Origin of the sequence: Nocardia sp. NRRL S-836, from assembly GCF_001279525.1 — a bacterium.
Taxonomy (GTDB): Bacteria; Actinomycetota; Actinomycetes; order Mycobacteriales; family Pseudonocardiaceae; genus Lentzea.
This window is the reverse complement of record NZ_LGDY01000134.1, coordinates 17870-44058: the sequence shown is the minus strand read 5'-3', so window position 1 is coordinate 44058 and position 26189 is coordinate 17870. Positions and strand designations below refer to the sequence as shown.

Here is a 26189-nt window from a genome sequence, read left to right as displayed (position 1 = left end):
CCCCAGCGCCAGCCGCTTCACCGCGCGCTCCGGCAGCCCGCTCGCCAGCCGCGCCAGCCGCCCCAGCAGCAGGCTCGCCAGCCGGTTCCCCTTCCGCCCCCACCGCCCGAGGCCGGTACCCCACCTTCCGCAGGTTCCGATACCGCCGCCGTCCACCAGCAGCCCCGGCCGAACCGGCCGACCCCGACGAGCCGGCCGAACCGGCCGAGCCGGACGGCCCAGACGGCTCCGGCGAGCCGGACGATTCCGTCGAGTCAGTCATTTCCCTCTCCCAAACCCCAGGTCCAAGCCCGAAAACGGGCGCGCTCCACCGCCACACCACCCCGGTGCGACGCAACAAAAAGCAAAAAGCGAAAAGCGAAGAAGTCAGCCCGGCAGAGTCACCCGGATGCACGACCCGGGATCGACCACGGCGATGGTTCCGCCGTGCAGGTCCACCACCCACCGCGCGATGGCGAGGCCGAGCCCGGTGCCCCCGCCACCGGCGCGTTCCCCTCGGGTGAACCGCTCGAAGATCCGCGACCGGTCGGCCGGTGCGATGCCCGGCCCCTCGTCGCGCACCTCCAGCACGACCGACCCAGCCGAGGTGGACGCCGACACGGTCACCAACCCCCCGGTGGGACCGTGCCGGGCGGCGTTGTCGACCAGGTTCACCAGCACCTGGTGCAGCCGTTCCCCGTCGGCGAGGACCGTGAGCCCGTCCGGCACCGACACCTCGAACGACGCGGTGGGCGCGGACACCGAGGCCTCCGCCACCACGTCCGCCACCAGCGAGGCCACCGGCAGCGGTTCCCGGTTGAGCGACAGCACGCCGGCGTCGATCTTCGACAGGTCCAGCAGCTCGGTGACCAGCCGGCCGAGCCGTTCCGTCTGCGCCAGCGCCGTCCTCATCGTCGCCGCGTCGGGCTGGGCGACGCCGTCGACCACGTTCTCCAGCACGGCCTGCAGCGCCGAGATCGGTGTTCGCAGCTCGTGCGACACGTTCGCGATCAGCTCTCGCCGCTGCTGGTCGGCCGCGGCGAGGTCGGAGGCCATCACCGAGAACGCCTCCGCGAGCTGCCCGACCTCGTCCACCGAGGTCGCGCGGACGCGCAGCGAGTAGTCGCCGGAGGCCATCGACCGGGCCGCCGAGGTCATCTCCCGCAGCGGCGAGGTCATGCCGTGCGCCAGCAGCTGCGACGTGAGCAGGCCCAGCACCAGCGCCATCAACGTCGTCCGCGGCGGCAGCCACCCGGTGGCGTACCGGAAGTACGCGAACGACACGCACCCGGACACCACGATGACGATCCCGAGCTTCAGCTTGATGGACCGCACCGAGTCCAGCGGACGCGGCAACAGGTCCAGCAGCGCCAGGACCCTCCTCACGGCGAGGCCTCCCCGCGGGGTACCTCCAGGGCGTACCCGATGCCGTGCACGGTGCGGATGAGGTCCGCCCCGAGCTTGCGCCGCAGCGCCTTCACGTGGCTGTCCACCGTCCGCGACGAGGCACCGTCGTGCCACCCGCACGCCTCCGAGAGCAACCGGTCACGGCCCTGCACGGCCGACGGCCGCTCGGCCAGGAACACCAGCAGGTCGTACTCGGTGGGCGTCAGGTGCGCCTCGACGCCACCCCGGTGCACGCGCCGCGCCGCGAGGTCGATCGACAGATCCCCCAGCTCCAGCGACCGCGAGACAGCGGCTCGCGAGACCCGCCGCAGCAGCACGTGCACCCGAGCGGCCAGCTCGCGCATCGAGAACGGCTTGGTCAGGTAGTCGTCCGCCCCCACGGCGAGCCCGACCAGCAGATCCGTCTCGTCCCCGCGAGCGGTCAGCATCAGCACCGGCACCGGGCGCGCCGCCTGGATGCGGCGGCACACCTCCAGCCCGTCGAACCCCGGCAGCATCACGTCCAGGACCACCAGGTCCGGTACGAACGCGCCTGCCGCGGCCACCCCCGACGGACCGTCGTGGACCACCGACACCTCGAAGCCCTCCGCCCGCAGCCGCGCGGCCACGGACTCGGCGATCGTGATGTCGTCCTCCACCACGAGCACCCGGCGCTGACCTGTCATGACGGCGACTGTATGGGGATCTCGTGGAGGACGCCGGGACAAGTTGTGAAGATCGTGTGCAGACACCGGCGGTGGCCGCTGTAGGTTCGGTCCATGAACGTCCTCGAAGCGGTCCTGGAGAGGATCACGTACGCCAACGAGGACAACGGCTACACCGTCGCGAAGGTCGACACCGGCCGCGGCGACCTGGTCACGGTCGTCGGCGCGCTGCTCGGCGCCCAGCCCGGCGAGTCGATCAGGATGCGCGGCCACTGGGGCTCCCACCCGCAGTACGGCAAGCAGTTCCACGTCGACGACTACACGACCGTCCTGCCCGCCACGATCCAGGGCATCCGCCGCTACCTGGGCTCCGGCCTGATCAAGGGCATCGGCCCGGTGCTCGCGGACAAGATCGTCACGCACTTCGGCACCGACGCGCTCGACGTCATCGAGCACACCCCGGAACGCCTCGTCGAGGTCCCGAAGCTCGGCCCCAAGCGCACCAAGCTCATCGCGGACGCCTGGGAGGAGCAGAAGGCCATCAAGGAGGTCATGGTCTTCCTGCAGGGCGTCGGCGTCTCCACGTCGCTGGCCGTCCGCATCTACAAGCAGTACGCGGACAAGGCCATCGACGTGGTCAGGGAGGAGCCCTACCGGCTGGCGAGCGACGTGTGGGGCATCGGGTTCAAGACCGCCGACGTCATCGCGAAGGCCGTCGGCATCCCGCACGACAGCCCGCAGCGGGTCAAGGCCGGCCTGCAGTTCACGCTGTCCGAGGCCACCACCGACGGCAACTGCTACCTGCCGGAACAGGCGCTCATCGCGGAGGCCATCAAGATCCTCCAGGTCGACACGGGCCTGGTCATCGACTGCCTCGCCGAGCTCGTCGAGGAGGAGGGCGTGGTCCGCGAGGAGCTGCCCGACGACGAGATCGCGATCTACCTCGTCCCGTTCCACCGCGCGGAGATCTCGATGGCCGCGCAGCTCAAACGCCTGCTGCACACCGACACCGACCGCATGCCGAGCTTCCGGGACGTCGACTGGGACAAGGCGTTCGCGTGGCTGGGCACCGAGCTCGAACAGCACCAGGCCGAGGCGGTGAAGCTCGCGCTCACCCAGAAGGTCGCCGTGCTCACCGGCGGCCCCGGCTGCGGCAAGAGCTTCACCGTGCGCTCGATCGTGCGGCTGGCACTGGCCAAACGCGCCAAGATCGTCCTCGCCGCCCCGACCGGCCGCGCCGCCAAGCGCCTGAGCGAGCTGACCGGCCACGAGGCCCGCACCGTGCACCGCCTGCTGGAGCTCAAGCCCGGTGGTGACGCCGCCTACGACCGCGACCACCCGCTCGACGCGGACCTGGTCGTGGTCGACGAGGCGTCGATGCTGGACCTGTTGCTGGCCAACAAGCTCGTGAAGGCCGTGCCGCCGGGGGCACACCTGCTGCTCGTCGGCGACGTCGACCAGCTGCCGTCCGTCGGCGCCGGCGAGGTGCTCAGGGACGTGCTGGCGCAGGGCAGCCCGGTGCCGAACGTGCGGCTCACGCACATCTTCCGGCAGGCCCAGGAGTCCGGCGTCGTCACCAACGCCCACCGCATCAACAGCGGCGACTACCCGGTGGTGCAGGGGCTGCCCGACTTCTTCCTGTTCGCCACCGACGAGGCCGAGGAGGCCGCGACCACGACCGTCGACGTCGTGGCGAACCGCATCCCGCGCAGGTTCGGCCTCGACCCGCGCAAGGACGTCCAGGTCCTCGCGCCCATGCACCGCGGCCCGGCCGGCGCGGGCTCGTTGAACACCGTGCTGCAGGAGGCGTTGACGCCGTCGCGGGAGAACCTGCCGGAGAAGCGGTTCGGCGGCCGGGTGTTCAGGGTGGGGGACAAGGTCACCCAGATCCGCAACAACTACGACAAGGGCCGCAACGGCGTCTTCAACGGCACCCTCGGCGTCGTCACGGCGCTGGACCCGGTCGAGCAGAAGCTCACCATCCGCACCGACGAGGACGAGGACGTCGACTACGAGTTCTCCGAGCTGGACGAGCTCAGCCACGCCTACGCCATGACCATCCACCGCTCGCAGGGCAGCGAGTACCCGTGCGTGGTCATCCCGATCACGACCAGCGCGTGGATGATGCTGCAGCGCAACCTGCTCTACACCGCCGTCACGCGCGCGAAGAAGCTAGTCGTCCTCGTCGGCTCGAAACGCGCCATCGGCCAGGCCGTGCGCACGGTCGGCGCCGGCCGCCGCCACACCGCCCTCGCCCACCGCCTGCGCACCGGCTGACCCCACGCGGGGCCCTCCCGTCCGCCAGCATCGGACGAAAGCTCCCCGCGTGGCATCGGACCGAGGGTCAGACCGGGGTTCAGACCGAGGTGAGGTAGCCGGTGATCAGGTCGGCCCACGGTGCCGCGGCCTCCAGGGAGATCGCGTGACCGCACGCGAGGTCGGCGTACTTCGAGCCGGGAACGAGGTCGGCGACCTCCCTGGCCAGGTGCGGCGACAGCAGCCGGTCGCGGGTCGCGCCGATCACCAGCGTCGGCCGGGTGACCCTCGGCAGCAGCCCGGCCAGGTCGATCTCCAGGATGAGGTCGATGTGGCCGGTCGTCCCGGCGGGCACGGTCGCCGCGACCAGCTCGGCGAAGCCGTCGGCCTGCTCGGGCGTGAGCCGGGCCAGGTACCCCTCGCTGCACATCACCGACAGGACGAACCGCCCCAGCACCCCGCGGGGCCCGTCGAGCAGCGACCGCCACTCGGCGATTCGCGCCCGCGTCTCGGCGTCGACCCGCGTGAACGGCGCGCTCAGCACCATCGCGCCCACGCGCTCCGGGTGCCGCACCGCGATCGTCGCCGCCACGGCACAGCCCATCGAGTACCCGGCCAGGTGGAACGAGTCGTGCCCGGCGCTCACCGCCGCGGCCACGACGTCGTCGGCGAGCCGTTCCAGGTCGAGCGGACCCGCGGCCAGCGGCGAGCGGCCCGACCCCGGCAGGTCCGGTGCGACGACGGTGAAGTGCCGGGTCAGCGTCCCCAGCACCGGCCCGTAGTTGGCCTGGACGCTGCCGCCCGCGCCGTGCACGAGCAGCAGGGCGGGGCCGGTGCCCCGGACTAATGTGGACAGGCCGGGCAAGTGCAACCCCCGTGGGTCAGTCCAGACTGCGGACGATGGTCGGTTCCAGGCCCTCGTCGTCATCGGTGACGGAACCGCGCCAAGGGAAGTACAGGTGGTCCCCCGTCCCCAGGTAGGAGATCTCGGCGACGTTGTGGTCGAGGTGGAGATGATCCATGGCCGGCGCTCCCGTTGGTTCCCGTGGCGTGTGTGCGGACCTCGCTGTCGTCGAGTCGGTTTCGGCCGGTGAGCACAATAACCGCTGCGATGCCGGTACAAATCCTATTGATTTTCGTCACAGCTCGCCAAGCGGCAGTTTGGCGGTCCCATGAACCGGACGGTAGTCATCCGTCCGGTCGAACAGACTGGCGTGGCCCACGCCGACCGCCGATGATCGGTGATCATGCGGACCGCCCTCGCCCTGCTCGCCTGCCTGACCCTGCTGCTCAGCCCCGCGCCGGCGCCCGCGGACGGTCCACAAGCGACGTACGTGCTGCGGGTGCCCGCGCCGGTGGGGGAGCCCGCCCAACGGCTGCTGGCCCTCGGCTACGACGTGGTGGAACAGCGCGACGGCGCGGACCTCTTCGTCATCGGGGACGCGCATACCGCCGATAGGCTCCGCGCGGACGGCTTCCAGTCCACTGTCGAGACCACGCGGCCTCCGTCTCACCAGGCACCGCGCTCTCTCGACGACGCGACCTACTACGGTGGCTATCGGACGGTCACCGCGCATCTCGCGCACCTGGACGACGTGGCGGCGAAGCACCCGGAGCTCGCGACCGTCGTCGACTACGGCGACTCCTGGCGCAAGACGCAGGGCGACGGCGGCCACGACCTGAAAGCCGTCTGCATCACCAGGAAGGCACCCGGCGACTGCGCGTTGTCGCCCACCGCACCGAAACCGCGGCTGTTCGTCATGGGCCAGCTGCACGCCAGGGAGATCACCACCGGTGACCTGGCGTGGCGCTTCATCGACGACCTGGTCGGCTCCGAGCTGACCGCCATGCTGGACACCCTGGAGGTGTGGGTCGTGCCGATCGCCAACCCCGACGGCGTCGACATCGTGGAGTCCGGCGGCGACACCCCGGTGCTGCACCGCAAGAACGCCCAGGGCACCTGCTCCAGCGGCCCGCGCGGCGTCGACCTCAACCGCAACGCCGGCTCGCACTGGGGTGAGATCGGCAGCTCTCCGAACAAGTGCAGCGAGGTCTACCGCGGCCCGCGCGCCGACTCCGAGGTCGAAACGCAGGCGCTGGAGTCGTTGTGGCGCAAGCTCTACCGCGACACCCGCGCACCCGGCGACACCGCGGCGGCCACTCCGGACACCACCGGTGCCGTGATCTCCATGCACAGCTACGGCAACTACGTGCTGTTCCCGTGGGGCTGGAGCACGCAGAAGACCGGCAACGACGCGGCGTTGCGCAAGATGGCCGGCGACATGGCGGCGCTGTCCGGGTTCACCGCGGGCCAGCCTGGTGAGGTGCTCTACAACGCCGCGGGCGCGACCGACGACTGGGTGTACGACGACCTGGGCGTGCCGAGTTTCGTCTGGGAGATCGGCGCCTCGTCCGGAACCTGCGGTGGTTTCCTGCCGCCGTTCTCCTGTCAGCAGGACGTGCATTGGCCGAAAGTGCGGCCGATGCTCGTTTCGGCCATGAAAGCCGCCGCCAAGCCCTATTGACGAGCCCGGCGCGATCATGCGCCAGGGTTCCCCTAGGGGCGATCCACGACGCCGCCGCGCGAGATCGCCGACACGGTGGGCCCATGAGGATCAGAACCACAGCGGCACTCACCGCACTGCTCGTCGTCACCACCGGCGGCACGGCACTGGCCGGCCCCACCTCCGCGGGCATCGACCGCCGAGTCGTCCAGGAGGGCCTGGACGAGTTCGTCCAGGCGGGCGCGCTCGGCGTGCAGGTCCGCGTCACCGGCGACCGGCGGCAGTTCACCGCCCGGTCCGGCGTGGCGGACCTCGGCAGCCACCGGCCCGTTCCCCCGAACGGCCGGTTCCGCGCGGGCAGCATCACCAAGACGTTCGCCGCCACCGTCGCCCTGCAGCTCGCCGGCGAGGACACCCTCGACCTGGACGCGCCGGTCGTGCGCTACCTGCCCGGCCTGGTCGACCACCGCATCACCGTCCGAGACCTGCTGCAGCACACCAGCGGCCTCTACAACTTCACCGAGACCGTCCAGCTCGACCCCGACGTGTTCGAACCCATCCGCTACCAGCACTGGGAACCCGAGGAGGTGCTGCGGATCGCCACCAGCCGCCCGCTCGACTTCGAGCCCGGCACGAAATGGGCCTACTCCAACACCAACTACACGGTCGTCGGCCTGCTGATCGAGCACGTCACCGGCAGGACGTTCGAGCAGGAGGTCCAGCGCCGCGTGCTGAAGCCGTTGCGCCTCGACGACACCTCGCTCCCGGTCGACCAGACCGCCATCCCCGGCCCGCACGCCCGCGCCTACTGGACCTACCAGGGCAAGCCGTCCGACATCACCCACATCAACCCGTCGTTCGCCAGGGTGGCCGGCAACATCATCTCGACGACGGCCGACCTGGACACGTTCGTCGACGCGTTGCTCGACGGCAGGCTGCTCAAGCCCGCCCAGCAGGCCGAACTGCTCAGGACCACCGCGGTCAGCCCGCGCTACGGCCTCGGCATCGAGATCGACCACCTGAGCTGCGGCACCACCGTCCTCGGCCACAGCGGCGGCATCCCCGGCTTCATCTCGGCCATGTACACCACCGCCGACACCGGCAAGCGCGTCGTGCTGAACGCCACGACCGCGCCGGACCTGGCCGATCCCACCGCCGCCTACGACAAGCTCACCACCGAGATCTTCTGCTGATCGGATTTCCCCTAGGGCCCGGTGTACGACTGAAGGTGGATGCGGCGCTGCCCGTGCCTCGCCAAGGTGTGAGGCATGGGGATTCCAAGCAAGAAGATTCGACTCGTGGCAGCGCTCACCGCGGCGGGCCTGGTGGCCACCACCGGCACCGCGCTCGCCGCGGACGCCACCGCTGACCGCAAGGTCGTGCAGGAGGCGTTGGACCAGCTGGCGAGCGGGGGAGCGCTCGGCGTGCAGGCCAGGGTGACCGACGGCAGGCAGCGCTTCACCGCGCGGTCCGGCAAGGCCGAGCTGGACCGCTCCCGGCCGGTGCCGGAGAACGGCCGGTTCCGCATCGGCAGCATCACCAAGACGTTCGTGTCCACGGTCCTGCTGCAGCTCGCGGGCGAGGGCGAGCTCGACCTGGACGCACCCGTCGTGCGCTACCTGCCCGGCCTGGTCGACGGCCGCATCACCGTGCGCCAGGTCATGCAGCACACCAGCGGCCTCTACAACTACACCGACGCACTGCCCCTCAACCCGGACGAGTTCGAGCAGATCCGGTACAAGCACTGGGCGCCGCAGGAGCTGGTCAAGCTCTCCACCGACCGGCCGCTCGACTTCGAGCCCGGCACCCGCTGGAGCTACTCGAACACCAACTACGTCGTCGCCGGCCTGCTGGTGGAACAGCTCACCGGCCGCCCGTACGAGAAGGCCGTCGAACAGCGCATCCTGAAGCCGTTGCGCCTCAGCGGCACCGAGGTGCCCGGCGACAAGGCCGACATCACCGGTCCGCACGCCCACGGCTACGTGACCGTGGCGGGCAAGCCGTCCGACATCACCCGCATCAACCCGTCGGTCGCGTGGGCGGCCGGTGAGATGATCTCCACGACGAAGGACCTGGACACGTTCGGCGTCGCGCTGGTGAGCGGCAAGCTGCTCAAGCCCGCGCAGCAGCAGGAGCTGAGCAGGACCACCGAGGTCAGCCCCGGCTACGGCCTGGGCCTGGCGGTGGAGACCCTGCCGTGCGGCACCAAGGTGTGGGGCCACGGCGGCGGCATCCCCGGTTACTCGTCGCAGCTGCTGACGACGCCGGACACGAAGAAGCGCCTGGAGCTGTCGGCGACCAGCGCACCGGCCGGCGGCGACCCCGGCGACGCGTACACCAAGCTGCTCACCGAGGTCTTCTGCTGACGTTTTCCGGGCACACGAAAGGGGAGCTGGGCTGACCAGCTCCCCTCCCGGCGTTGCTGAAGGACGACCCGCGGCGACTAGCCCAGGGCGTTCTTCATCGCGGTGATCAGCTCTCCGTTCGGGGTGTCACCGTTGAGCTCCCAGAAGAACGCGCCGCCCAGACCCTGGCTGCGAGCCCACTGGATCTTGCTGGTGATCGTCTGCGGGGTGTCGTAGCTCCACCACTCGCCGTTGCAGAACGCGTAGGCCGTACCGGCGATGGTGCCGGTGGCGGGGCACTTGGTCTTGAGGATCTTGTAGTCCTCGATGCCCGCCTCGAACGTGCCGGGTGCGGGACCCGTCGCCGTGCCGCCGGGCGCCGCCTGCGTCACACCCGTCCAGCCGCGGCCGTAGAAGCCGATGCCGAGCAGGAGCTTGCTGGCCGGAACGCCCTTGGAGCGCAGCTTCGAGATCGCGGCCTCGGAGTTGAAGCCGGCGGTCGGGATGCCGGCGTACGAGGTCAGCGGGGAGTGCGGAGCCGTCGGGCCCTTCGCCGCCCACGCACCGAAGTAGTCGTAGGTCATGACGTTGTACCAGTCGAGGTACTGCGAGGCGGGACCGTAGTCGGCCGCGTCGATCTTGCCGCCGGCCGAGCCGTCGGCGGTGATCGCCGCGGTGACGAGGTAGCTCGAGCCGAAGCGGGCCCGCAGGGCCTGCGCCAGGTTCTTGAACGCGGCCGGACCACTCGTGTCGCAGGTCAGACCACAGGCGTTCGGGTACTCCCAGTCGATGTCGATGCCGTCGAACAGGTTCGCCCAGCGCGGGTCCTCGAGCAGCTTGTAGCAGGACTCGGCGAACGCCGCCGGGTTCTGCGCGGCCTGGCCGAAGCCGCCGGACCAGGTCCAGCCACCGAAGGAGTACAGCACCTTGATGTGCGGGTACTTCTTCTTCAGCTTCAGCAGCTGGTTGAAGTTGCCGCGCACCGGCTGGTCCCACGTGTCGGCGACGCCGTCCACGCTCTCCGCCGCCGTCATGGCCTTCTCGAGGGCGGGGTAGGACTCACCGATGGTGCACTGGCCGTTCGCCACGTTGCCGAACGCGTAGTTGATGTGCGTCAGCTTGGCCGCCGAACCCGAGGTGTCGATGTTCTTCACCTGGTAGTTGCGCGCCGGGTAGACACCCCACTCCGCGAAGTAGCCCAGGTTGACCTTCCCGGGAGGCGGCGGCGGACCGGTCGTGGTCGTCGTCGTGGTGGTAGTGGTGGTCGTCGTGCTCGTGGTGGTGCTGGTCGTGGTCGTGGTGGTCGGGTTCGTCCCGCCCGCCTCGCACGAAGCGCCGTTGAGCTTGCAGTTGGTCGGCGCACCGAACGTGCCGGTGTACGCGCCGTTGAAGCCGAAGCTCACGGAGGCGCCGACACCGACGTTGCCGTTCCAGGTGTTCTTCACCGTGACCGTCTGGCCGCTCGTCGTGTACGAGCCGTCCCAGACCGAGGTGACCCGGTGGTTGGCCGGGAGTGTGAACTCGACGGTCCACGACGTCAGGGCCGTCGTGCCGTTGTTCTTGATCGTGTACTTGCCCTCGAAGCCCGTTCCCCAGTCCGAACCCTTGGAGAACGTGGCGGAAACGCCACCGGCACCGCTCGCGGCGGGCACGACGACGATTCCGAGGACCATCGCGGCGACGGCCGCGAAGAGAGCAGCTAGATGCCATCGGAACTTGGACATCGGTCTCCTCAGTCGCAGGGGGTGCCAGAACGATGTGGTTTAGACCACTTAAAGGTCAAGGTCTAGACCTCTGCCCTCACTCGAATGGAGTAGAGCTGATGCGGTTCAGATGTCCGATTTCAGGGTGTCGTCTACGCACGGTCAACAGCGCGCAAACCTTTACAGCGCGGGCCGGTCGTCAGCCGATCGCGCGCTCGGCACCCCACGCGGCGATGTCCTCCCGGCTCCGCAGCCCGAGCTTGTCGCGCAGCCGTTGCAGCCTCGACGCCACCGTGCGCACCGACACGTTCAGCCGGTTCGCGATCTGCTGGTTCGTCAGGCCGGTGGCGAGGAGCGCGATCACCCGTCGTTCGTGGTCGTCCAGCTCGTCGTGCGCGGCCTCGGTGCGGTCCAGCCACACCTCGTCCTGGATGAACGCCTCGATCTCCGTGGCCGTCAACGGTGTCGCGGCCGCCTCCGCGCGCGGCACGGGCAGCATCAGCCGTGCGGTGCGCATGGCTCCGGCGACCTTTTCCGCCCAAAAAGGGTTCGGCACCACGCCGACTGACCGGCGCATGGCCCGTCCGGTCGCTTCGAGCCGCAGCGCGCGCTCGGCCTGACCGCGCAGCAACGCCGCCATCGCGAGGCCTTCCAAGGCGTCCGGCGCGCTCAACGGGTTCATCCCGTCCATCCGCAGCGCTTCCTGGAACGCGTGCGTCGCCTCCTCCAGGTCGCCCTGCATCAACGCGATGGCGCCGCGGGTGTTGAGAGCGCCGGCGATGCGCGCGGGCACCCCCGAGGTGCGCGAGATCGGCAACGCCTTCATGACCGCCTTCTCGGCGCGTTCGTGCTTGCCCAGCGACAACGCCGTGCGCGCCAGGTCGACCAGACAGGTCGCGCGCGCAAGGGGTTCACCGAGCAGCTCGGCCACGCGCAGGCACTCGGTGTTGTTCACCGCCGACGCCTCCCACTGCCCGCTCGACTGCTGCACGGCCGCGAGCGTGCTGCGGCAGCTCAGCACCAGCGCCGGGTTCCCGATGCCGCGCACCAGCCGCGACGCCTCACCGGACAGCTCGACGGCCTCGTCGTGATCACCCTGCTCGGCGGCGAACCTGGCCGCGTGGTTGAGCGCCACGCACCGGTAGTCGTCCCTTGTGGACGGACGGCGCAACGCGTCGCGCAGCATGATCCTGGCCTGCCCGAGCCGGCCGCTGCGCGCGGCGCAGGCGGCCAGCGCCGAGGTGAGCAGCAGCAGCCGTTCGTCGCCGCGGTCCGCCGCCCACTCGACCGTGCCGAGCAGGCTGTCGACGTGGTTGTCGAGCTTGTCCTGCACGTCGGCCGGCATCGACAGCGGCGCGGTGATCAGCACGTCCGACAGGTCGGTGAACCAGCGCGCCAGCGCCTCGAACGCCACGTCCAGCTCACCCGCCACCACCAGCTTCTCCCTGGCGTGCAGGCGAACCGGCTCCAGCTGCCGGAACCGCGTGGTGCCCGGCACCGCCGTCAGCAGCGACTTGGCCTGCAGCCGCGACAGCACGTCCAGCACCGGTTCCGCCGACCGTTCCGTCGAGCAGACCTCCGTGGCCGCGGCCAGGTCGAAACCGCCGTCGAACACGCTGAGCCTGCGCAGCACGAACCGCTCGTCCGGCTCCAGCAGCCGGTAGCTCCAGTCGATCGCCTCGCGCAGCGACCGCTGCCGCGCCGGGGACTTGCGGCAGCCCAGCGTGAGCAGCTCCAGCGGCTCGTCCATCCGGTCGCAGATGTCCGTCACGGGCAGCAGCTGCACCCAGCGCGCGGCCAGCTCGATCGCCAGCGGCATGCCTTCGAGCCGTGCGCACAGCAGGGCGACCGCGGTGGTGTTCTCCGCCGTGAGCCGGAAGTCGGGCTTGCGCTCCCGCGCGCGTTCCACGAACAGCTTCACGGCCTCGGAGCGCGGCGCGGCCATCGTGACCAGGTCGCGGTCCGTCGACGGCACCTGCAGGCCCTCGACGTGGAAGCTCACCTCACCGCTGATCCACAGCACCTCCCGGCTCGTCGCGAGCACCCGGACGCCGGGGCAGCGGTTCAGCAGCAGGTCCACGAACTCGGCACACGTGTCGAGGAGGTGCTCGCAGTTGTCAAGGACCACGACGACCTTCATGTTCACGAGCGTTTCGAGCACCGTGTCGCGCAACGGCTCGTCCGACCGCTCGACACCGAGGGCGTGGGCGACGGCCGGCATGACGTCGGCGCAGTCGGTGACCCCGCCGAGCTCGACGAGCAGCACCCGGTCCGTCCGGCCGCGCCGCAACCGGCCAGTCGCCTCCAGCGCGAGCCGCGTCTTGCCCGCACCCGCGCTGCCCACGAGTGTGACGAGACGGTGCCGGCGCATCAGCTGGTCGAGCTTCGCGAGCTCCTGCTGACGCCCGACGAACGCGTCCCGCGCCGCGGGCAGGTTCGCCAGCACCCGCAGGTTCTGCCTGGTCGCGGGCGTGGGGGCGGCCGCGCTCGCCCGCCGCCGGTACGCCCTCTGGCGGCAGGCGTTGGAGCAGTAGGACCTGCGCTGGTCCGAGGTCGCGGGAGGCAGCGCGCCGGTGCACAGGGCACAACGTCCGGTGCTGGTCATGGGCGTGTCTCCTCCAGCCGTAACGGCAGGCCGTCACCGTCTCGGACCGGTGTTACCGCAGGTGGAGGGCAGGGCGTTGCCGCGTGCAACCCGTTACACCTCGCGGTGCGCGAGACGGTTCGCCCGGCGCTTGTTATGCCTGCCTTCCCGAGGTCCTCGTTCGGGGACAAACTGGTGACTGGTCCGGTCTGACAGGGAGTGCGTATGACGGTGGCGACGAGCACTGCGTCCTCGTGGGCGAACGGCGGTCTGCAGCTGGTGAACAAACCGCGCACGATCACCGTCGGCATCGCCGACGACGAGGTGCTGATCCGCACCGGCGTCCGCGGCGTGCTGGAGCGCACCGGCACCATCACGGTGGCCGGCGAGGCCTGCGACGCCAGCGGCGCACTGGAGCTCGCCCGCCGGCACCGCCCGCAGGTCCTGCTGATGGACGCCGCGATGCCCGGCATGGAGGGCCTGGCCGCGGTGCGCATGGTCCGCAGGCATGTACCCGGTACACAGGTGATCATGCTGTGTACTCCGCACACGGAAGAACTGCTGTTTCCCGCGTTGCGCGCGGGAGCCGCCGGTTTCCTGTTCAAGAACGGCGAGCCCGACGCGCTGGTGAACGCCGTCCGCGCCGTCGCGGCCGGCGAGGCGGTCCTCTCCCCGTCCGCGACCCGCGCCCTCGTCGACCACTTCACCGGCGCCGACTCGGAACGCCGCGACGCCGCGCGCAACCGCATCAGCCTGCTCACCCGGCGGGAGCAGGAGGTGCTGGTGTACCTCGCGCAGGGCATGGCGAACGCCCGCATCGCACGCCTCATGTACCTGTCGGAGGGGGCGATCAAGGCCCACGTCAGCCGCCTGCTGACCAAACTGCGCTGCGACAACCGCGTCCAAGCCGCCCTCATCGCACGCGACGCCGCCCTTCCCTGCTGATCTGGTCCTGCTGCAACGGCGTAGCAGCCAGCGTATCCAGGCCCGTTCGCATCGCGAAGCAGGTCACCCGGTTGGCCCCGTCAGAAGGATGTCCCTTTCCCGCCAGCGTTCGGCGCCGCCGTGGTGCAGTGTTGACGGCATGCACCACTTCACGTCGGCGCGCCCTCCCGCGGTTCACAGCCCCGACGATCTCGTTGCGCGCGCAACACTTCTGCTCGCCGACGGCTTCCTCGACCACGTCGGCACCACCGCACTGGCGGCGCACCTGGGCTGCACCACCAGCCACTTGCGACACCACCTCACAACCGCACTGGGCGCCGACGCCCGCACCCTCTCCCGAGCCTTCACCGCCGGCCGCGCCCTACCCCCACTCGGCCCGCTCACCCACCAGGTCCCGCTGCGCCTGCCGTTCCGCCCGCCGCTGCACCCCGACAACCTCTTCGGCCACCTGATCGCCACCGCCGTCCCCGGAGTGGAGGAATGGCGCGACAACCCCTCCCGCCGCACCCTCCGCCTCCCCCACGGCCCGGCGATAGCGGCCCTCACCCCGCGCCCCGACCACATAGCGGCCCTCTTCTCCCTCTCCGACCCCCGCGACCTGGCCACCGCCGTGGCCCAGTGCCGCTTCCTCCTCGACCTCGACGCAGACCCCGACACCATCGACACGGACCTCGCCCAGGACCCGTTGCTGAAACCGTTGGTGCTCAAGGCCCCCGGCCGCCGCGTCCCCCGCACCGTCAACGGCCCGGAGTTCGCGATCCGAGCCGTCCTGGGCCAACAGGTCTCCACCGCGGCCGCCCGCACCCACGCCGCCCGCCTGGTGCAACGCTTCGGCACCCCGGTGGCCGACCTGCACCTCTTCCCCCTGTCCTTCGACCCGGCAGCCCTGGCCGTCCCCACCTCCCGCCGCACCACCATGACCGCCCTGCTCGAAGCCCTGGAGTCCGAAGTGGACCTCACCCCCACCGCCGACCCCACAACCGTCCGCGCCACCCTCCACGCCCTCCCCGGCTTCGGCCCGTGGACCGTGGAATCCATCGCAATGCGCGCCCTCGGCGACCCCGACGCCTTCCTGCCCACCGACCTCGGCATCAAACTGGCCGCCGCGTCACTCGGCCTGCCGACGACTCCGGCCGCACTGACCCGCCGTGCCGATGCTTGGCGGCCTTGGCGGTCCTACGCCGTGCAGCACCTGTGGGCGACCGGGGATCACGAGGTGAACCGCATCCCGTTGTGACGCCGCCCGGCGCTTGGTGCTGTTCTCGGCTTGGTGGCGTTTTGTGTTCGGTGTCGTTCTGTGATTGGTGGGCGTCCTGTGCTCGGTGCTTCCGTGGGGCCGGTGCCGCCCTGTGCTTGTTGCCGCCTTGGGGCCTGTGCTGCCTGGTTGGTGCGGTGCTGGTGCTTGATGCCGTCCTGTGGTCGATGCCGCTCTGTGTTCGGCGCTGGCGCATGTTCGTATGCGTGGGGCTCGGGCCGCGCTTGTCGTTGCGCCGGGTGGGCTCGCGCTGCGTGGACTCGCCCCGCACCGCTTGCCCCGCATCGCATGCCTCACACCGCTTGAGCTGGGGTCGCGGTATCCGTTTTGGCGCCATGCGAGCGTTTCGTGCCGCTCAACCGTCTCCGCGCTGCCAGGAGTTTCCCGCGCCCAGCTATTCGCGTCGCTCCACCTGTGCCACGCCCGGCCACCTGTGCCACGCCCCCGCCACCAGTGGCGCACCCGCCCTCAGCAGCCGCCTCACCTGTGGCGCAACCGCCCTCAGCGCCGGCCCCGCCACCTGTGGCTCACCCGCGCTCTGCAACAGTTCCGCCAGGCAACAGGTCACTCACGGCCCGGCCCCTCTACCGCCGCTGCACGTTCGCATACATCGTCGCCGTCGACCCCTCGGCCACAAACCCCGGCAACGGCCTCAAGTCCCCCGAAACCCCTTGCAACGCCTCAAAAACCTCCCGAGCCGACCCCGGCCGCCCCTCCGGCTCCTTGGCCAGCAACCGCTGCACCACCCCGTTGAGCCCACCCGCAACGGCCCGCGGCACCTCCCGCACGTGCCGCTCGAACACCGCGTACGCCGTCGGCCCGGTGAACAGCTGCTCGCCGGTCAGCATCTCGTGCAGCACGCACCCCAGCGCGTACAGGTCGCTGCGCGGCTCGGCGACGCCGCGCTGGATCTGCTCGGGTGCCATGTACGACGGGGTCCCGAGGATCTGGCCGGCTCGGCTGAACGGGGCCACGTCGCTCTCCCGCAGCAGGGCCAGGCCGAAGTCGAGCACCTTCACGGCGCCGTCGGGGCTGAGCATCAGGTTCGTGGGCTTGAGGTCGCGGTGGCAGATGCCGTGGTCGTGGGCCGCGGCGAGCACGGCCGCGGTCTGGGCGGCGATGTTGGCGGCCCACGGCTCGGGCAGCGGGCCGAACTCGTCGACCAGGTCGGCGATGGTGACGCCGTCCACGAACTGCATCACCTGGAACAGGCGTTGGTCGTGGGTGCCGAAGTCGTAGAGCACCGGGACGCCGGGGTGTTCGAGCTTCGCCACGATGCGGGCCTCGCGGGTGAAGCGTTGCTGGACCTCGTCGTCGCTGCCGGGGAGTTGCAGCAGTTTCACCGCCACGCGGCGATCCAGGCGCAGGTCGCGGCCGCGGTGCACGGCGCCCATGCCTCCCCGGCCCAGCGGCAGGTCGTCGATCTCGTAGCGGTCGGCGATCAGCACCGGCGCAGCCTAACCGGCGGCGGCGACGGGCTGAGCTGGTCCGCGTGGGGGACCGGGGCGCTGGGTCCGCGCGTTTCCTCATTAGCGAGGCGGACGAGGCGGCGGATCCGGACGTCCTGATCGGGTGAAGCTTGGTCACGGTGCGTGTTCATTTGTGGTGGGTTCCTACGCCGGGCCGATCTGACCACCCAGTAGGCCATTGTAGCCCAGACGGACCAGTTCGGCGGCACCCTCCAGGCTGGACTCCAGGGCCCTGAGCTGGGAGAAGGCGCGGCCGTACCGGCGTTGTTCGTCGAGTGGGAGTGAGGGGACCTGGGTGCGGCGGACGTCCAGGCGGGTCGAGCCGGTGGGGGTGCGGGCGAGCGCGGCGCGTAGCAGGCCCGCCAGGTAGTCGGGGTCGAGGCGGGTGGGATCGATCTCGTAGGTCGCGCCGGTCGGGGAGGTGACCACGTGCGAGCCGGGGGCCGCGCGGAGCAGGTCGCCGATGGTGGTCATCGGGGGGAGGGCGCGGTCGTGGAGTTCCGGGGGATCGGGCATCGCGTACTTCGCGCGGCTTTCGACGTAGGCGCGGCCGTGCTGGCCGCGCAGGCGGCCGGGGCTCAGGTCGACGTCGTCGTCGAGCAGGTCGAGCACGCGGGTGTTCGGTTCGAGCGACTCCGGCAGGTCGACCGAGTCGGGGGAGTCGAGCAGCGTCACGTGTTCCGGCGCGCGGTCGCTCGGGTGCGGGTGGCGCAGCAGCCACAGGTCGCGGCCGGGTTGCACGGTGATCACCGCGGTCACGGCGCCGGCGCGCAGGAGGTTGCCGCGCACGCGTTTGCCTGCCCGGCGGGAGGCCGCGGCGGAAGGCATCAGGATCGCGACGGACGCGCCGGGCTTGGCCAGCGACAGGCAGTGCTGGGCCCAGGCCAGCTCGGGTTCGCCGCGCGGGGGCTGGCCGTGGGTCCAGCGCGGGTCGCCGATCAGCTCCTCGTGGCCCCACCCGCGGTCGTGCCACGGCGGGTCGCACAGCACGGCGTCGGCTTTCTCGATGATGCCGTTGTGGCGCAACGAGTCACCGTCCACCACGAAGGCGTCGGGCATGCGGCGGCGAGCGATCGCGGCCAGCACGGGGTCGAGCTCCTGGCCGACCTTGCGGCGCGCGCCGGCCAGCTTCAGCAACGAGCCGGTGCCGCACGCGGGATCGGTGACCGTGCCGTCGTGGGCCTCGGTCAGGGAGATCATCAACCGCGCGATCTCCGGCGGGGTCGGGTTCAGCAGGCGGGAGTGGGCGGCCGCGTACCGCTCGTGGAGGAACTCGAACGTCGCCGCGTCGGCCTCCACCGCCAGCAGCGCGGGACCGAGCTTGAGGTCGTCGACGGTGCGGAGCTGGGTCCAGATGCGGTCGGCGGGGGAGACGCGGAACGGCTTGCCGTTGCGACGCAGCCATGCCTCCACGTCGCGCAGCAGGTACAACGGACTGGAGGCCGTGCCGCCGACGGGAACCGGGAAGTCCTCGAAGCGCCGGCGCCAGTTCGACACGGCCGCACGGCCGACGTCTGCCAGGCGCGCTATGTCACCGGCGTTCACCGTCTCATCCATGTTCACAACCGTATTGCTTGTGAAGTGACTTCACAAGTGATCTACTGGTGTCATGACACACGAGCTGCGCATCGCCGTGGCCACCGATCCCGGGCTGGTCCGTGAGCAGAACGAGGACTCGGTGTACGTCCGCGCCGACCTGCAGGCCGTGGCCGACGGGATGGGCGGCCACGAGCACGGCGAGCTCGCGAGCGCGATCGCGGTGGACGTCCTCGCGCACTGGCAGGGCGACCTCGGCCCGGCCGTGGCGGAGATCGCGCGCAGGCTTGATGAGGAGGCCCCGCAGGGCACCGGCACCACGCTCACGGCGATGCGCTGGGAGGGTCTCGCCTTCCAGCTGGCCCACATCGGCGACTCCCGCGCGTATGTGCTGAGGGAGGGCGAGCTGCGCCAGCTCTCCCACGACCACACCATGGTGCAGGCTCTCGTCGACGCCGGCCGGCTGACACCGGAACAGGCCGCCGGCCACCCGCGTCGCGCATACGTGCTGCGGGCCCTGCAGTCCGGCAACTCGCACGACCCGGACCTCTCCTGGCACCAGGCGCACCTGGACGACCGCTACCTGCTGTGCAGCGACGGCCTCACCGACTACGCGGACCTCGCCGACGTCCACGAGGTCCTGATGTCCACACCGGACGGCACGGAGGCCGCCTGGCAGCTTGTGGCGCTGGCCAACGGCAACGGCGGCCCCGACAACATCACCTGCGTGATCACGGACGTGGTCCGCAAGAAGTGGTGGCAGCGCTAGAAGCGCACGGAAGTGCCGACAGCATCGGAGCCGTTGGCGGCGCTAGAAGTGCCGACAGCGCCGGAAAAGGCCGTGGCCCCCGGGATGTCTCCCGAGGGCCACGACGTCGATCAGCACATCAGATGTTCGAAGGCATGCCCGACTCGTCCGCCTGCGCGGTGGACGACGAGCTCAACAGGTCCTTCACGATCTTGTTGGCCTTCTTCACGGCCGGCGTGATCATCTTGATCTTCACCTTGCCGGTGGAGAGCGTGCCGCCCACCTGGAACGTCTCGGTCTCCGCCGGCAACGGCAGCGCCTGGCAGCCGGTGAACTGCTTGCGCGGCGTCGCACCGGTCTGGAAGTAGAACGTGATCGGGTCGTCGACGCAGTCCGTGTTGTACGGGAACAGGCCGTGCGAGCCCTCGTTGTCGACGCTGATCAGCTTCGCGCCCGGCAGCGCCTTCGCCGTGGCCAGGCCGGCCTCGTACGGCGTCGCCGCGTCGAGCTCGCTCTGCGCCATCAGCAGCCGCGGGAAGGTCTTCTTGTCCGGCGCGGGCTTCGAGTTCTTGGTCGGCCAGTACGCGCACAGCGGCGTGCTCATGAACGGCGCGATGAACGGCGCGTTCACGGTCAGGTCGGCCTTCCAGTAGTGCCAGTACTGCAGGTTCTGGTTCCACTGGCCGTCCTGGCAGCGGATCGCCTCGAACGTCGCGTCCCAGGTCTCCACCTCGGCCGCCGCCGTGGTGGACTTGACCGCGACGCGCTCCTTCTTCGCGATGGCGGCCAGCGCGTTGGCCTTGGCCTTCGTGATGAACTCCGCGTTCTGCGGCGACAGACCCGGCCGGGACAGCATCTTCGCGACGAGCGCCTCGACGCGCTGGGCGTCGGTGCCCTCGGTCACGGTGCCGGCGACGGTCGCCACGGCGGACGCCGCGACCTCGTACTGGGTGGTGTCGTACATCGCCGGGATGATGAACCACGCGGTGAACAGCTGGCCCAGGAAGTCGCGCGTGCCGCCCGCCTGCTCCCACTTCTTGCGGATCTCGAACGGGTCGGTGCCCGCCTCGTAGATCGCGTTGTTGCGCGCGACGTAGGGCAGCAGCGCCTCCTGGAACTGCCGGTCACGGCTGCGCGGCTGCAGGTCCCACGTCTTCTCGAGCGTGGTCTGCGACGCGTCGACGGCCGAGTCGAGCAGGAAGCGGTGCACCTTGCCCGGGAACACCGTGGCGTACCAGGTGCCGAGCCACGTGCCGTAGGAGTAGCCGATGTACGAGGTCTTCTTCTCGCCGAGCAGCACCCGGATGAAGTCCATGTCGTACGCGGTCTGCTCGGTGGTGATGAACTGCGTGAGCGGGTTCGCCAGGCAGCCCTGGACCTTCGCGCGGTTCAGCACGTCCTCGTCGGTCGAGCTCGGGACCGTGTAGCTGCACTGCAGCGGCGTGGACAGGCCGACGCCACGCGGGTCGAACCCGATGAAGTCGTACTGGCTCGCGAGCACCGGCGCGCGCAGGGCCATCGCCGCACCCCACGGCAGGCCGGAGCCGCCGGGGCCACCGGGGTTGACCAGCGCGATGCCCTGGCGGGCCGTGCCCTTGTAGGCGGTCGCGGTCTTCGAGACGCGCAGGTCGATCGTGTTGCCGTCCTGCGGGTTGTGCCAGTCGCGCGGCACCTTGACCGTGGCGCACGCGAGGCCCTTGACGGTCTTGAACTGCTTGACCGTCTCCTCCGCGACGCCGGGGAAGGTGCACTCCTCCCACGCGATCGCCTGGGTGGTCAGCGCGCCCGCGAGCGCCGCCGTGTCCGGGTCCGCCTTCGGCGCGGCCTGCGCACCCGGTGCGAGTGCGATGGCCGAGACGGCGAGCGCCCCGACCAGCGCGACTCTGAGAGTCTTCGTCACTGTGGATCCCTTCCTGCCCCCGCACGGCCTGATGAGCCCGTGCCTTCAGAGCAGGAGAAGGGTTTTCAACGCCGTTTAACACGTCTGGGTGATGGCAGAAAGTCGCCATGTCTGGATTCCGTCACCAATTGGTTCCCCAGAGTGATGAACAAGCTGGTGAAACTGACCCAGGGTGATCAAAGCCAGCCACGCCGTGACGCCTGCACCCCGAGCTGGAACCGCGTCTGCGCACCCAGCAACTGCTGCAGCCGGCTCACCCGCCGATGCACGGTCCGGTCGCTGACCCCGAGCTCCCGCGCGATCGACTCATCCGTCAGGCCTGCGCTGAGCAGGGACAACAGCCGGTGCGTCGCCAACGTCGGTTCCGCCTCGACGTTGTCCTGACCACCGGCGGTGATCGGCACGCCCATCCGCCAGAACGCCTCGAACAGCTCGATCAACGCACTGAGCAACACGGACGGGTGGATGAGCAGCGCGACGACGTTCCCGCCCGCCACCGTCGGCACCGCGATCAACGCCCGGTCGGAGTCCGCCACGACCAGCTTCAACGGCACCCCGGGAAACGCCCGCGCCTGCTCACCGACCGCGATGCTCTGCCGCACCGACGCGAACCCCTGCGGGTCCTGCAGCAACGACGACTCGTACACCACCCGGTACGCGACCCCACGGGCCAGCGCGGGTGGCTGCGCGGGACTGGCCTCGGGCTGCGGGCTCAGATACGAACCGGGGTCCAGCGCCCGCACCTCGGTCTTGGCCTGGCCCTGCATCTCCTCGAACGCGGCGATCACCTCGCCCGCGTCCCCGAGCACCTCGACGAAGTCGGAGTCCACCCCGCCCCGCCCGGCGTAGGCCCGCGCCAGCACCTCGGCGGTCTCCCGCGCCCGCAACGCGGCCACCTCGTGCTCGGACGCGATCGCCGCCAACGCCGACCGCGGCGGCCGCACGTGACCACCGCGGGTGAGCCCGACCCGTTCGAGCTCCTCCAGCGCCGCACCAGCACCCGCCCGCTCGCCGCGCAACAGCGCCAGGTACAGCTGCTCGGCCTCCGCCGACAATCCCCCGCGCACCCCGCCCCCTCCGGTCTTCTGAACCGAAGGTACCTGCCACGATCAGGCGAACCGCCGCATCGCCCCGAGGAAGAGCGCGTCGAACGCCCGGTCCGGCAGCACCCTGCGCGCGAACAGGATCGGCCGCGCACCGAACCCCGCCGCGTACCTCGTCCGCGGCCGCCGCGCCCGTGCCGCCGTGACGATCACGTCCGCGATCACCCGCGGCTCCGACCCGCGCTCGGTCTGCGAGAACAACGCCGCCAGCGCCTTGACCTGGTCGCGGTAGGCGCCCTGCCCGGACGTCTTCCTCAGGTTCTCCACCGCGATGCCGCCCCACTCGGTCTTGATCGCACCCGGCTGGATCACCACGACGTCGATCCCGAACGGCTTCAGCTCCAGCCGCAGCGAGTCGCTCAACCCCTCCACCGCGAACTTCGTCGAGTGGTACCACCCGCCCAGCGGCTCGTAGATCCGCCCGCCGACCGACGACACGTTGACGATCCGCCCGCTACCCGCCGCGCGCATGTGCGGCACGACGAGCTGCACCAGCCGCGCCAGCCCGAAGACGTTGACCTCGAACTGGTACCTGCCCTCCGCCAGCGGCACGTCCTCGAACGCCCCGTACGACCCGTAGCCGGCGTTGTTCACGAGCAGGTCGACCCGCCCGGCCTCCGCGATCACCCGCTCGACGCCGGCGACCATCGACCCGTCCTCGGTGACGTCCATGGCGAGCACCCTGATGCCGCGCTGAGCCAGGCCCTCCATCCGTTGCGTCCGCCGCGCCGCCGCGTAGACCGTGTACCCGGCCTCGTGCAACGCCAGTGCCGTCGCCTCGCCGATCCCCGACGACGCGCCCGTGACCAGTGCGACCTTCATGTCCACGCTCCTAACTAACCGGTTGGTTGCTAAATCCAGGCAACCACGCGACTGGTCGACTGTCAACCAACTAGTTGGTTAGAATGGTCCCGTGGTGAGGGACAGGGAAGCAACCAAGGCGAAGCTGCTGGAAGCGGCACTCGCCGAGTTCGCGGCGCACGGCATCGCAGGCGCGCGCGTCGACCGGATCGCGGCGAAGGCCGGCTGCAACAAGGCGATGATCTACGCCTACTTCGGCAGCAAGGAGGACCTGTTCGACGAGGTCCTGAAGATCCAGATCACGCGGGTGGTCGAGGCCGTCCCCATCACGCCCGACGACCTGCCCGGATACGCGGGACGGCTCTTCGACACCTATGAGCGGCAGCCCGAGCTGCTCAGTCTCGCCGGGTACCACCGGCTGGAGAACGGGTTCGAGGCGGTCAGCAAGGCGGAGGGGGAGGCGCACGTGGCGAAGGTGGCCGCGGTCGCCGCGGCGCAGGAACGCGGGGAGCTGCCGCGCGAGTTCACCGCCGAGGAGCTGCTCGGGGTGGTGGTGCACATGTCGATCCTGGCGTTCTCGACGCCGGTCGCCAGTCGTGACCTGGTCGTTCGCGCTGTCGCGAAGCTGATCGCCGGATAGATTCGCTCACGATCTTTCACATTCGCGAGAGCCACCAAGGGGGTGACTGTGCAACCGTACCCTTGGGTAATTGCGTTCGGGGTGTAACGATGATTGCCCTAAGCACGATCCCGGATGTAAGCGGCTGATTGGTGGATCTGTTCCAAGGAGCCAGAAACCGCTGATCGGGTGAACCCGGCGGTAATCGCCAGGCCGGCGAAAACGCACCTGGGAGGGCTCAGGGGTGACACTGGACGGCAACGCTCAGGTGGCCGGGGGGCACGCATGACCGTGCGCAATGACATCGCCGGAGCTGTCCACGGGCAAGTTGTCCAGGCTGGGCAAATCGGCTGCGTAACACTGGTTTCGCCGGGTGTCGACCGGGAACATCGACCGATGCAGCTTCCGCCGGTCATCAACAACTTCGTTGATCGCGTCGACGCGTTGCGGGCGATGGATCACGCAATGGGCAAACACGAGCATGGGCCGATATTGTTCGTGTTGAGCGGCATGGCCGGAGTGGGTAAGAGTGCCGCCGCCGTCCGGTGGGCACATGCCAACCGGGCTCGATTCCCTGCAGGTCTGCTCTACGCGGACCTGGCGGAGTACCGCGGTCGCCGCGGTGTCGGCGTCAGTGACGTGGTCTCGGTGTTCCTGCGAGCGCTCGGCGTCCTCGAACCGTACATCCCGGCCACCCGAGCGGAGCGGATCGCGCTGTTCCGCAGCCGCACCGCGCAAGAACCTGTCCTCGTGCTCTTGGATGGAGCGGACGAGCCCGCGCAGGTGCGCTCGGTCGTCCCGGCGGCGTCCGGCAGTGTCGTGATCGCGACCAGCAGGCACCGCCTTGCCGGGTTGTCCCTCGATGGAGCGGAGTTCATCGATCTGAACCCGCTCGACGAGGCCGACAGCGCGAACCTGATGACCGGGATCGTCCCGTCGGCGCGGATCGAGGACGACCGTCCGGCCTTTCACCAGCTCGTGGAGCTGTGCGCGGGGCTGCCGCTCGCGCTGCGAGTAGCCGGCGCTGGGCTGGCCCAGCACCGACGATGGCCGGTCGCCCGGTTGGTGAGGCACCTCTCCGACGGCGCGAAACGGCTGGATCGGTTGGCGCTCGAAGGGGAGGGCAGTTCGGTGGGACAGATGTTCGACCTGGCGTACGAGGAGCTCCCTCACGAAGCACGTCGGCTTTACCTCGTCATGGGTGGCTATCCGGGTCCGCACTTCTCGCTCGACGCAGCCGCCGTCGCCGCCGGGCTGGATCGCGACACCGTCGAGCCGCGCCTGGAGTCCCTGTGCGCGGCGAACCTCCTCACCGACATCGGTGACGACCGGTTCCAGTTCCACGAGCTGATCGCTCTGCACGCCAGAAGGCGGTTCGACGCCGAACTGGATCGGGATCAGCGGGACGAGGTCGAGCGGCGCATCGTCACGTGGTTCGCGCTCGGTGCGGCTGCCGCTGATGTGACCATGATGGGCAACCGCTGGCGCCTCGCGGAACCGGACATCGACGAGTGGACGATGCAATTCGACGCGGCAGACGCCATGCGCTGGCTGGACGCCGAACGGCCGAACCTGCTTGCGGCAATGCGCACGGCGGCAACCATGCGGTGGTATGAGACCGTGTGGCGGATGTGTGATTCGCTGTGGTCCTTTTACCACAGCAGAAAGCACTATTCAGACTGGATCGAAGTCCATCGCCTTGGCCTCGCTGCGGCGCAATCAACCGGAAATTCTGTCGTCGAAGCACACATGCGGAACAGGCTGGCCCGTGCCCACATCGAGATGCGTGATTTCGCTTTGGCTGCCCAACAGCTGGACCAGGCTGCCGCGATCGCAGCGGTAGACGACCGTGTCAAAGCAGTCCTGATGGAGTCGCGTGGTCTCCTCTACCGGGAGCAACAGCTTTACCCGGAAGCAGTGGACGTCTTTCGCCGACTGGTGGACGATCAGCTTGCCGCGGGCGACGATCGTGCGTTCGTCATGCAGTCTTACCAACTCGGTGACGTGCTCGTGCGTGCCCAACATGCCGATGAAGCAGTGCCCGTGCTGACCGAGGCGCTGCGAACTGTGGCAGGCATGCGGAACGAAGACCTCACTGAGGCCAGGGTGCGCATCGCGTTGGGGACGGCTTATTCGAGGTTGCGCAAGTTCCGTGACGCCCGCAGTGAGCTCCAGTCGGCGGCGCGGGTCACGCACGAGCGCAAGCAGCCCGTGAAAGAGGCGCAGGCCCTCGAGGAACTTCTCAGCGTGGCACAGGCGGAGAACGACCGCGGCCTTTTCAAGTCGACAGCGGAACGTCTCTACCGCCTGTACGTGGCTGCGGGGAATCCGCGAAGTGCCGAGGTCTGGCAGTGGCTCGAAGCCGGTCGCCGCGTCGAGAGCGACGACTGA

The 26189-nt window shown here is 69.9% G+C and carries 20 protein-coding genes; 9 read left to right on the top strand and 11 right to left on the bottom strand.

Annotation, left to right across the window (positions count from 1 at the left end):
- Positions 1 to 366: 366 nt before the first annotated feature.
- Entirely contained in the window at positions 367 to 1365 is a 999-nt protein-coding gene (locus tag ADL03_RS36995; RefSeq protein ID WP_231642766.1) for a HAMP domain-containing sensor histidine kinase, read from the bottom strand.
- Positions 1362 to 2051, bottom strand: coding sequence for a response regulator transcription factor (locus tag ADL03_RS36990; RefSeq protein ID WP_053738282.1), 690 nt, complete (start codon positions 2049 to 2051; stop codon positions 1362 to 1364). Before ADL03_RS36990 ends, ADL03_RS36995 begins: the two co-directional genes overlap by 4 nt.
- A gap of 93 nt (positions 2052 to 2144) precedes the next feature.
- On the opposite strand from ADL03_RS36990, the gene ADL03_RS36985 reads away from it, so the two are divergent.
- Positions 2145 to 4307: an ATP-dependent RecD-like DNA helicase gene (locus ADL03_RS36985; RefSeq protein ID WP_053738281.1), complete on the top strand. Its 2163-nt coding sequence runs from the start codon at positions 2145 to 2147 to the stop codon at positions 4305 to 4307.
- A 79-nt stretch (positions 4308 to 4386) separates the two neighbouring features.
- Here ADL03_RS36985 and ADL03_RS36980 read toward each other — a convergent pair whose 3' ends face one another.
- Positions 4387 to 5157, bottom strand: a complete 771-nt coding sequence (locus tag ADL03_RS36980; protein ID WP_053738280.1) for an alpha/beta fold hydrolase — start codon at positions 5155 to 5157, stop codon at positions 4387 to 4389.
- A gap of 10 nt (positions 5158 to 5167) precedes the next feature.
- Positions 5168 to 5308 carry a hypothetical protein gene (locus ADL03_RS47675; protein WP_157529625.1) on the bottom strand — a complete coding sequence of 47 codons (141 nt, stop codon included), beginning with the start codon at positions 5306 to 5308 and terminating at the stop codon, positions 5168 to 5170.
- A gap of 225 nt (positions 5309 to 5533) precedes the next feature.
- Here ADL03_RS47675 and ADL03_RS36975 point away from each other — a divergent pair, with 225 nt between their 5' ends.
- The 3 genes from ADL03_RS36975 (at position 5534) to ADL03_RS36965 (ending at position 9156) form a co-directional block, all read left to right on the top strand.
- A complete protein-coding gene (locus tag ADL03_RS36975; RefSeq protein WP_053738284.1) occupies positions 5534 to 6811 on the top strand; it encodes a M14 family zinc carboxypeptidase in 1278 nt (425 codons plus the stop codon).
- 83 nt (positions 6812 to 6894) lie between these two features.
- The gene (locus tag ADL03_RS36970) at positions 6895 to 7983 is read left to right on the top strand and encodes a serine hydrolase (RefSeq protein WP_053738279.1); all 1089 of its coding nucleotides are present in this window, start codon (positions 6895 to 6897) and stop codon (positions 7981 to 7983) included.
- A 75-nt stretch (positions 7984 to 8058) separates the two neighbouring features.
- Positions 8059 to 9156 carry a serine hydrolase gene (locus ADL03_RS36965; protein WP_053738278.1) on the top strand — a complete coding sequence of 366 codons (1098 nt, stop codon included), beginning with the start codon at positions 8059 to 8061 and terminating at the stop codon, positions 9154 to 9156.
- Positions 9157 to 9233: 77 nt separating this feature from the next.
- Here ADL03_RS36965 and ADL03_RS36960 read toward each other — a convergent pair whose 3' ends face one another.
- Together ADL03_RS36960 and ADL03_RS36955 are read right to left on the bottom strand one after the other, a co-directional pair.
- Complete coding sequence (locus ADL03_RS36960; RefSeq protein ID WP_053738277.1) at positions 9234 to 10859, bottom strand: glycosyl hydrolase family 18 protein; 1626 nt, start codon at positions 10857 to 10859, stop codon at positions 9234 to 9236.
- Between the two features lie 178 nt (positions 10860 to 11037).
- Complete coding sequence (locus ADL03_RS36955) at positions 11038 to 13443, bottom strand: LuxR C-terminal-related transcriptional regulator (protein WP_053738276.1); 2406 nt, start codon at positions 13441 to 13443, stop codon at positions 11038 to 11040.
- 210 nt (positions 13444 to 13653) lie between these two features.
- Here ADL03_RS36955 and ADL03_RS36950 point away from each other — a divergent pair, with 210 nt between their 5' ends.
- Together ADL03_RS36950 and ADL03_RS36945 are read left to right on the top strand one after the other, a co-directional pair.
- Entirely contained in the window at positions 13654 to 14367 is a 714-nt protein-coding gene (locus ADL03_RS36950) for a response regulator transcription factor (RefSeq protein ID WP_197288976.1), read from the top strand.
- 139 nt (positions 14368 to 14506) lie between these two features.
- Positions 14507 to 15604: a DNA-3-methyladenine glycosylase 2 gene (locus ADL03_RS36945; protein ID WP_053738275.1), complete on the top strand. Its 1098-nt coding sequence runs from the start codon at positions 14507 to 14509 to the stop codon at positions 15602 to 15604.
- 602 nt (positions 15605 to 16206) lie between these two features.
- On the opposite strand, the gene ADL03_RS36940 is transcribed toward ADL03_RS36945, so the two are convergent.
- On the bottom strand, positions 16207 to 17070 hold the full coding sequence (locus ADL03_RS36940) for a serine/threonine-protein kinase (RefSeq protein ID WP_053738274.1): 864 nt from the start codon (positions 17068 to 17070) through the stop codon (positions 16207 to 16209).
- Between the two features lie 165 nt (positions 17071 to 17235).
- Complete coding sequence (locus tag ADL03_RS36935) at positions 17236 to 18648, bottom strand: class I SAM-dependent DNA methyltransferase (RefSeq protein ID WP_197288975.1); 1413 nt, start codon at positions 18646 to 18648, stop codon at positions 17236 to 17238.
- Between the two features lie 52 nt (positions 18649 to 18700).
- Here ADL03_RS36935 and ADL03_RS36930 point away from each other — a divergent pair, with 52 nt between their 5' ends.
- On the top strand, positions 18701 to 19396 hold the full coding sequence (locus tag ADL03_RS36930; RefSeq protein ID WP_053738272.1) for a PP2C family serine/threonine-protein phosphatase: 696 nt from the start codon (positions 18701 to 18703) through the stop codon (positions 19394 to 19396).
- A gap of 118 nt (positions 19397 to 19514) precedes the next feature.
- Here ADL03_RS36930 and ADL03_RS36925 read toward each other — a convergent pair whose 3' ends face one another.
- From ADL03_RS36925 to ADL03_RS36915, 3 genes are all read right to left on the bottom strand, one after another.
- Entirely contained in the window at positions 19515 to 21275 is a 1761-nt protein-coding gene (locus ADL03_RS36925) for an alpha/beta hydrolase (RefSeq protein ID WP_082373787.1), read from the bottom strand.
- Between the two features lie 176 nt (positions 21276 to 21451).
- A complete protein-coding gene (locus ADL03_RS36920; protein ID WP_053738270.1) occupies positions 21452 to 22342 on the bottom strand; it encodes a helix-turn-helix transcriptional regulator in 891 nt (296 codons plus the stop codon).
- 42 nt (positions 22343 to 22384) lie between these two features.
- Positions 22385 to 23200 carry an oxidoreductase gene (locus tag ADL03_RS36915; RefSeq protein WP_053738269.1) on the bottom strand — a complete coding sequence of 272 codons (816 nt, stop codon included), beginning with the start codon at positions 23198 to 23200 and terminating at the stop codon, positions 22385 to 22387.
- 91 nt (positions 23201 to 23291) lie between these two features.
- Between ADL03_RS36915 and ADL03_RS36910 the strand changes: the two genes are divergently transcribed.
- Positions 23292 to 23819, top strand: coding sequence for a TetR/AcrR family transcriptional regulator (locus tag ADL03_RS36910; protein WP_053738268.1), 528 nt, complete (start codon positions 23292 to 23294; stop codon positions 23817 to 23819).
- A 264-nt stretch (positions 23820 to 24083) separates the two neighbouring features.
- Positions 24084 to 26189 (top strand): hypothetical protein, encoded by a 2106-nt coding sequence (locus ADL03_RS36905; protein WP_157529624.1) that lies wholly within the window; start codon positions 24084 to 24086, stop codon positions 26187 to 26189.

What these genes read in the sequence shown, in the direction of transcription:
- ADL03_RS36990 (WP_053738282.1), bottom strand. Translation starts at nt 2,051, where the DNA reads ATGACAGGTCAGCGCCGGGTGCTCGTGGTGGAGGACGACATCACGATC.
- ADL03_RS36985 (WP_053738281.1), top strand. Translation starts at nt 2,145, where the DNA reads ATGAACGTCCTCGAAGCGGTCCTGGAGAGGATCACGTACGCCAACGAG.
- ADL03_RS47675 (WP_157529625.1), bottom strand. Translation starts at nt 5,308, where the DNA reads ATGGATCATCTCCACCTCGACCACAACGTCGCCGAGATCTCCTACCTG.
- ADL03_RS36975 (WP_053738284.1), top strand. Translation starts at nt 5,534, where the DNA reads ATGCGGACCGCCCTCGCCCTGCTCGCCTGCCTGACCCTGCTGCTCAGC.
- ADL03_RS36970 (WP_053738279.1), top strand. Translation starts at nt 6,895, where the DNA reads ATGAGGATCAGAACCACAGCGGCACTCACCGCACTGCTCGTCGTCACC.
- ADL03_RS36965 (WP_053738278.1), top strand. Translation starts at nt 8,059, where the DNA reads ATGGGGATTCCAAGCAAGAAGATTCGACTCGTGGCAGCGCTCACCGCG.
- ADL03_RS36960 (WP_053738277.1), bottom strand. Translation starts at nt 10,859, where the DNA reads ATGTCCAAGTTCCGATGGCATCTAGCTGCTCTCTTCGCGGCCGTCGCC.
- ADL03_RS36955 (WP_053738276.1), bottom strand. Translation starts at nt 13,443, where the DNA reads ATGACCAGCACCGGACGTTGTGCCCTGTGCACCGGCGCGCTGCCTCCC.
- ADL03_RS36945 (WP_053738275.1), top strand. Translation starts at nt 14,507, where the DNA reads ATGCACCACTTCACGTCGGCGCGCCCTCCCGCGGTTCACAGCCCCGAC.
- ADL03_RS36935 (WP_197288975.1), bottom strand. Translation starts at nt 18,648, where the DNA reads ATGGATGAGACGGTGAACGCCGGTGACATAGCGCGCCTGGCAGACGTC.
- ADL03_RS36930 (WP_053738272.1), top strand. Translation starts at nt 18,701, where the DNA reads ATGACACACGAGCTGCGCATCGCCGTGGCCACCGATCCCGGGCTGGTC.
- ADL03_RS36915 (WP_053738269.1), bottom strand. Translation starts at nt 23,200, where the DNA reads ATGAAGGTCGCACTGGTCACGGGCGCGTCGTCGGGGATCGGCGAGGCG.
- ADL03_RS36905 (WP_157529624.1), top strand. Translation starts at nt 24,084, where the DNA reads ATGACCGTGCGCAATGACATCGCCGGAGCTGTCCACGGGCAAGTTGTC.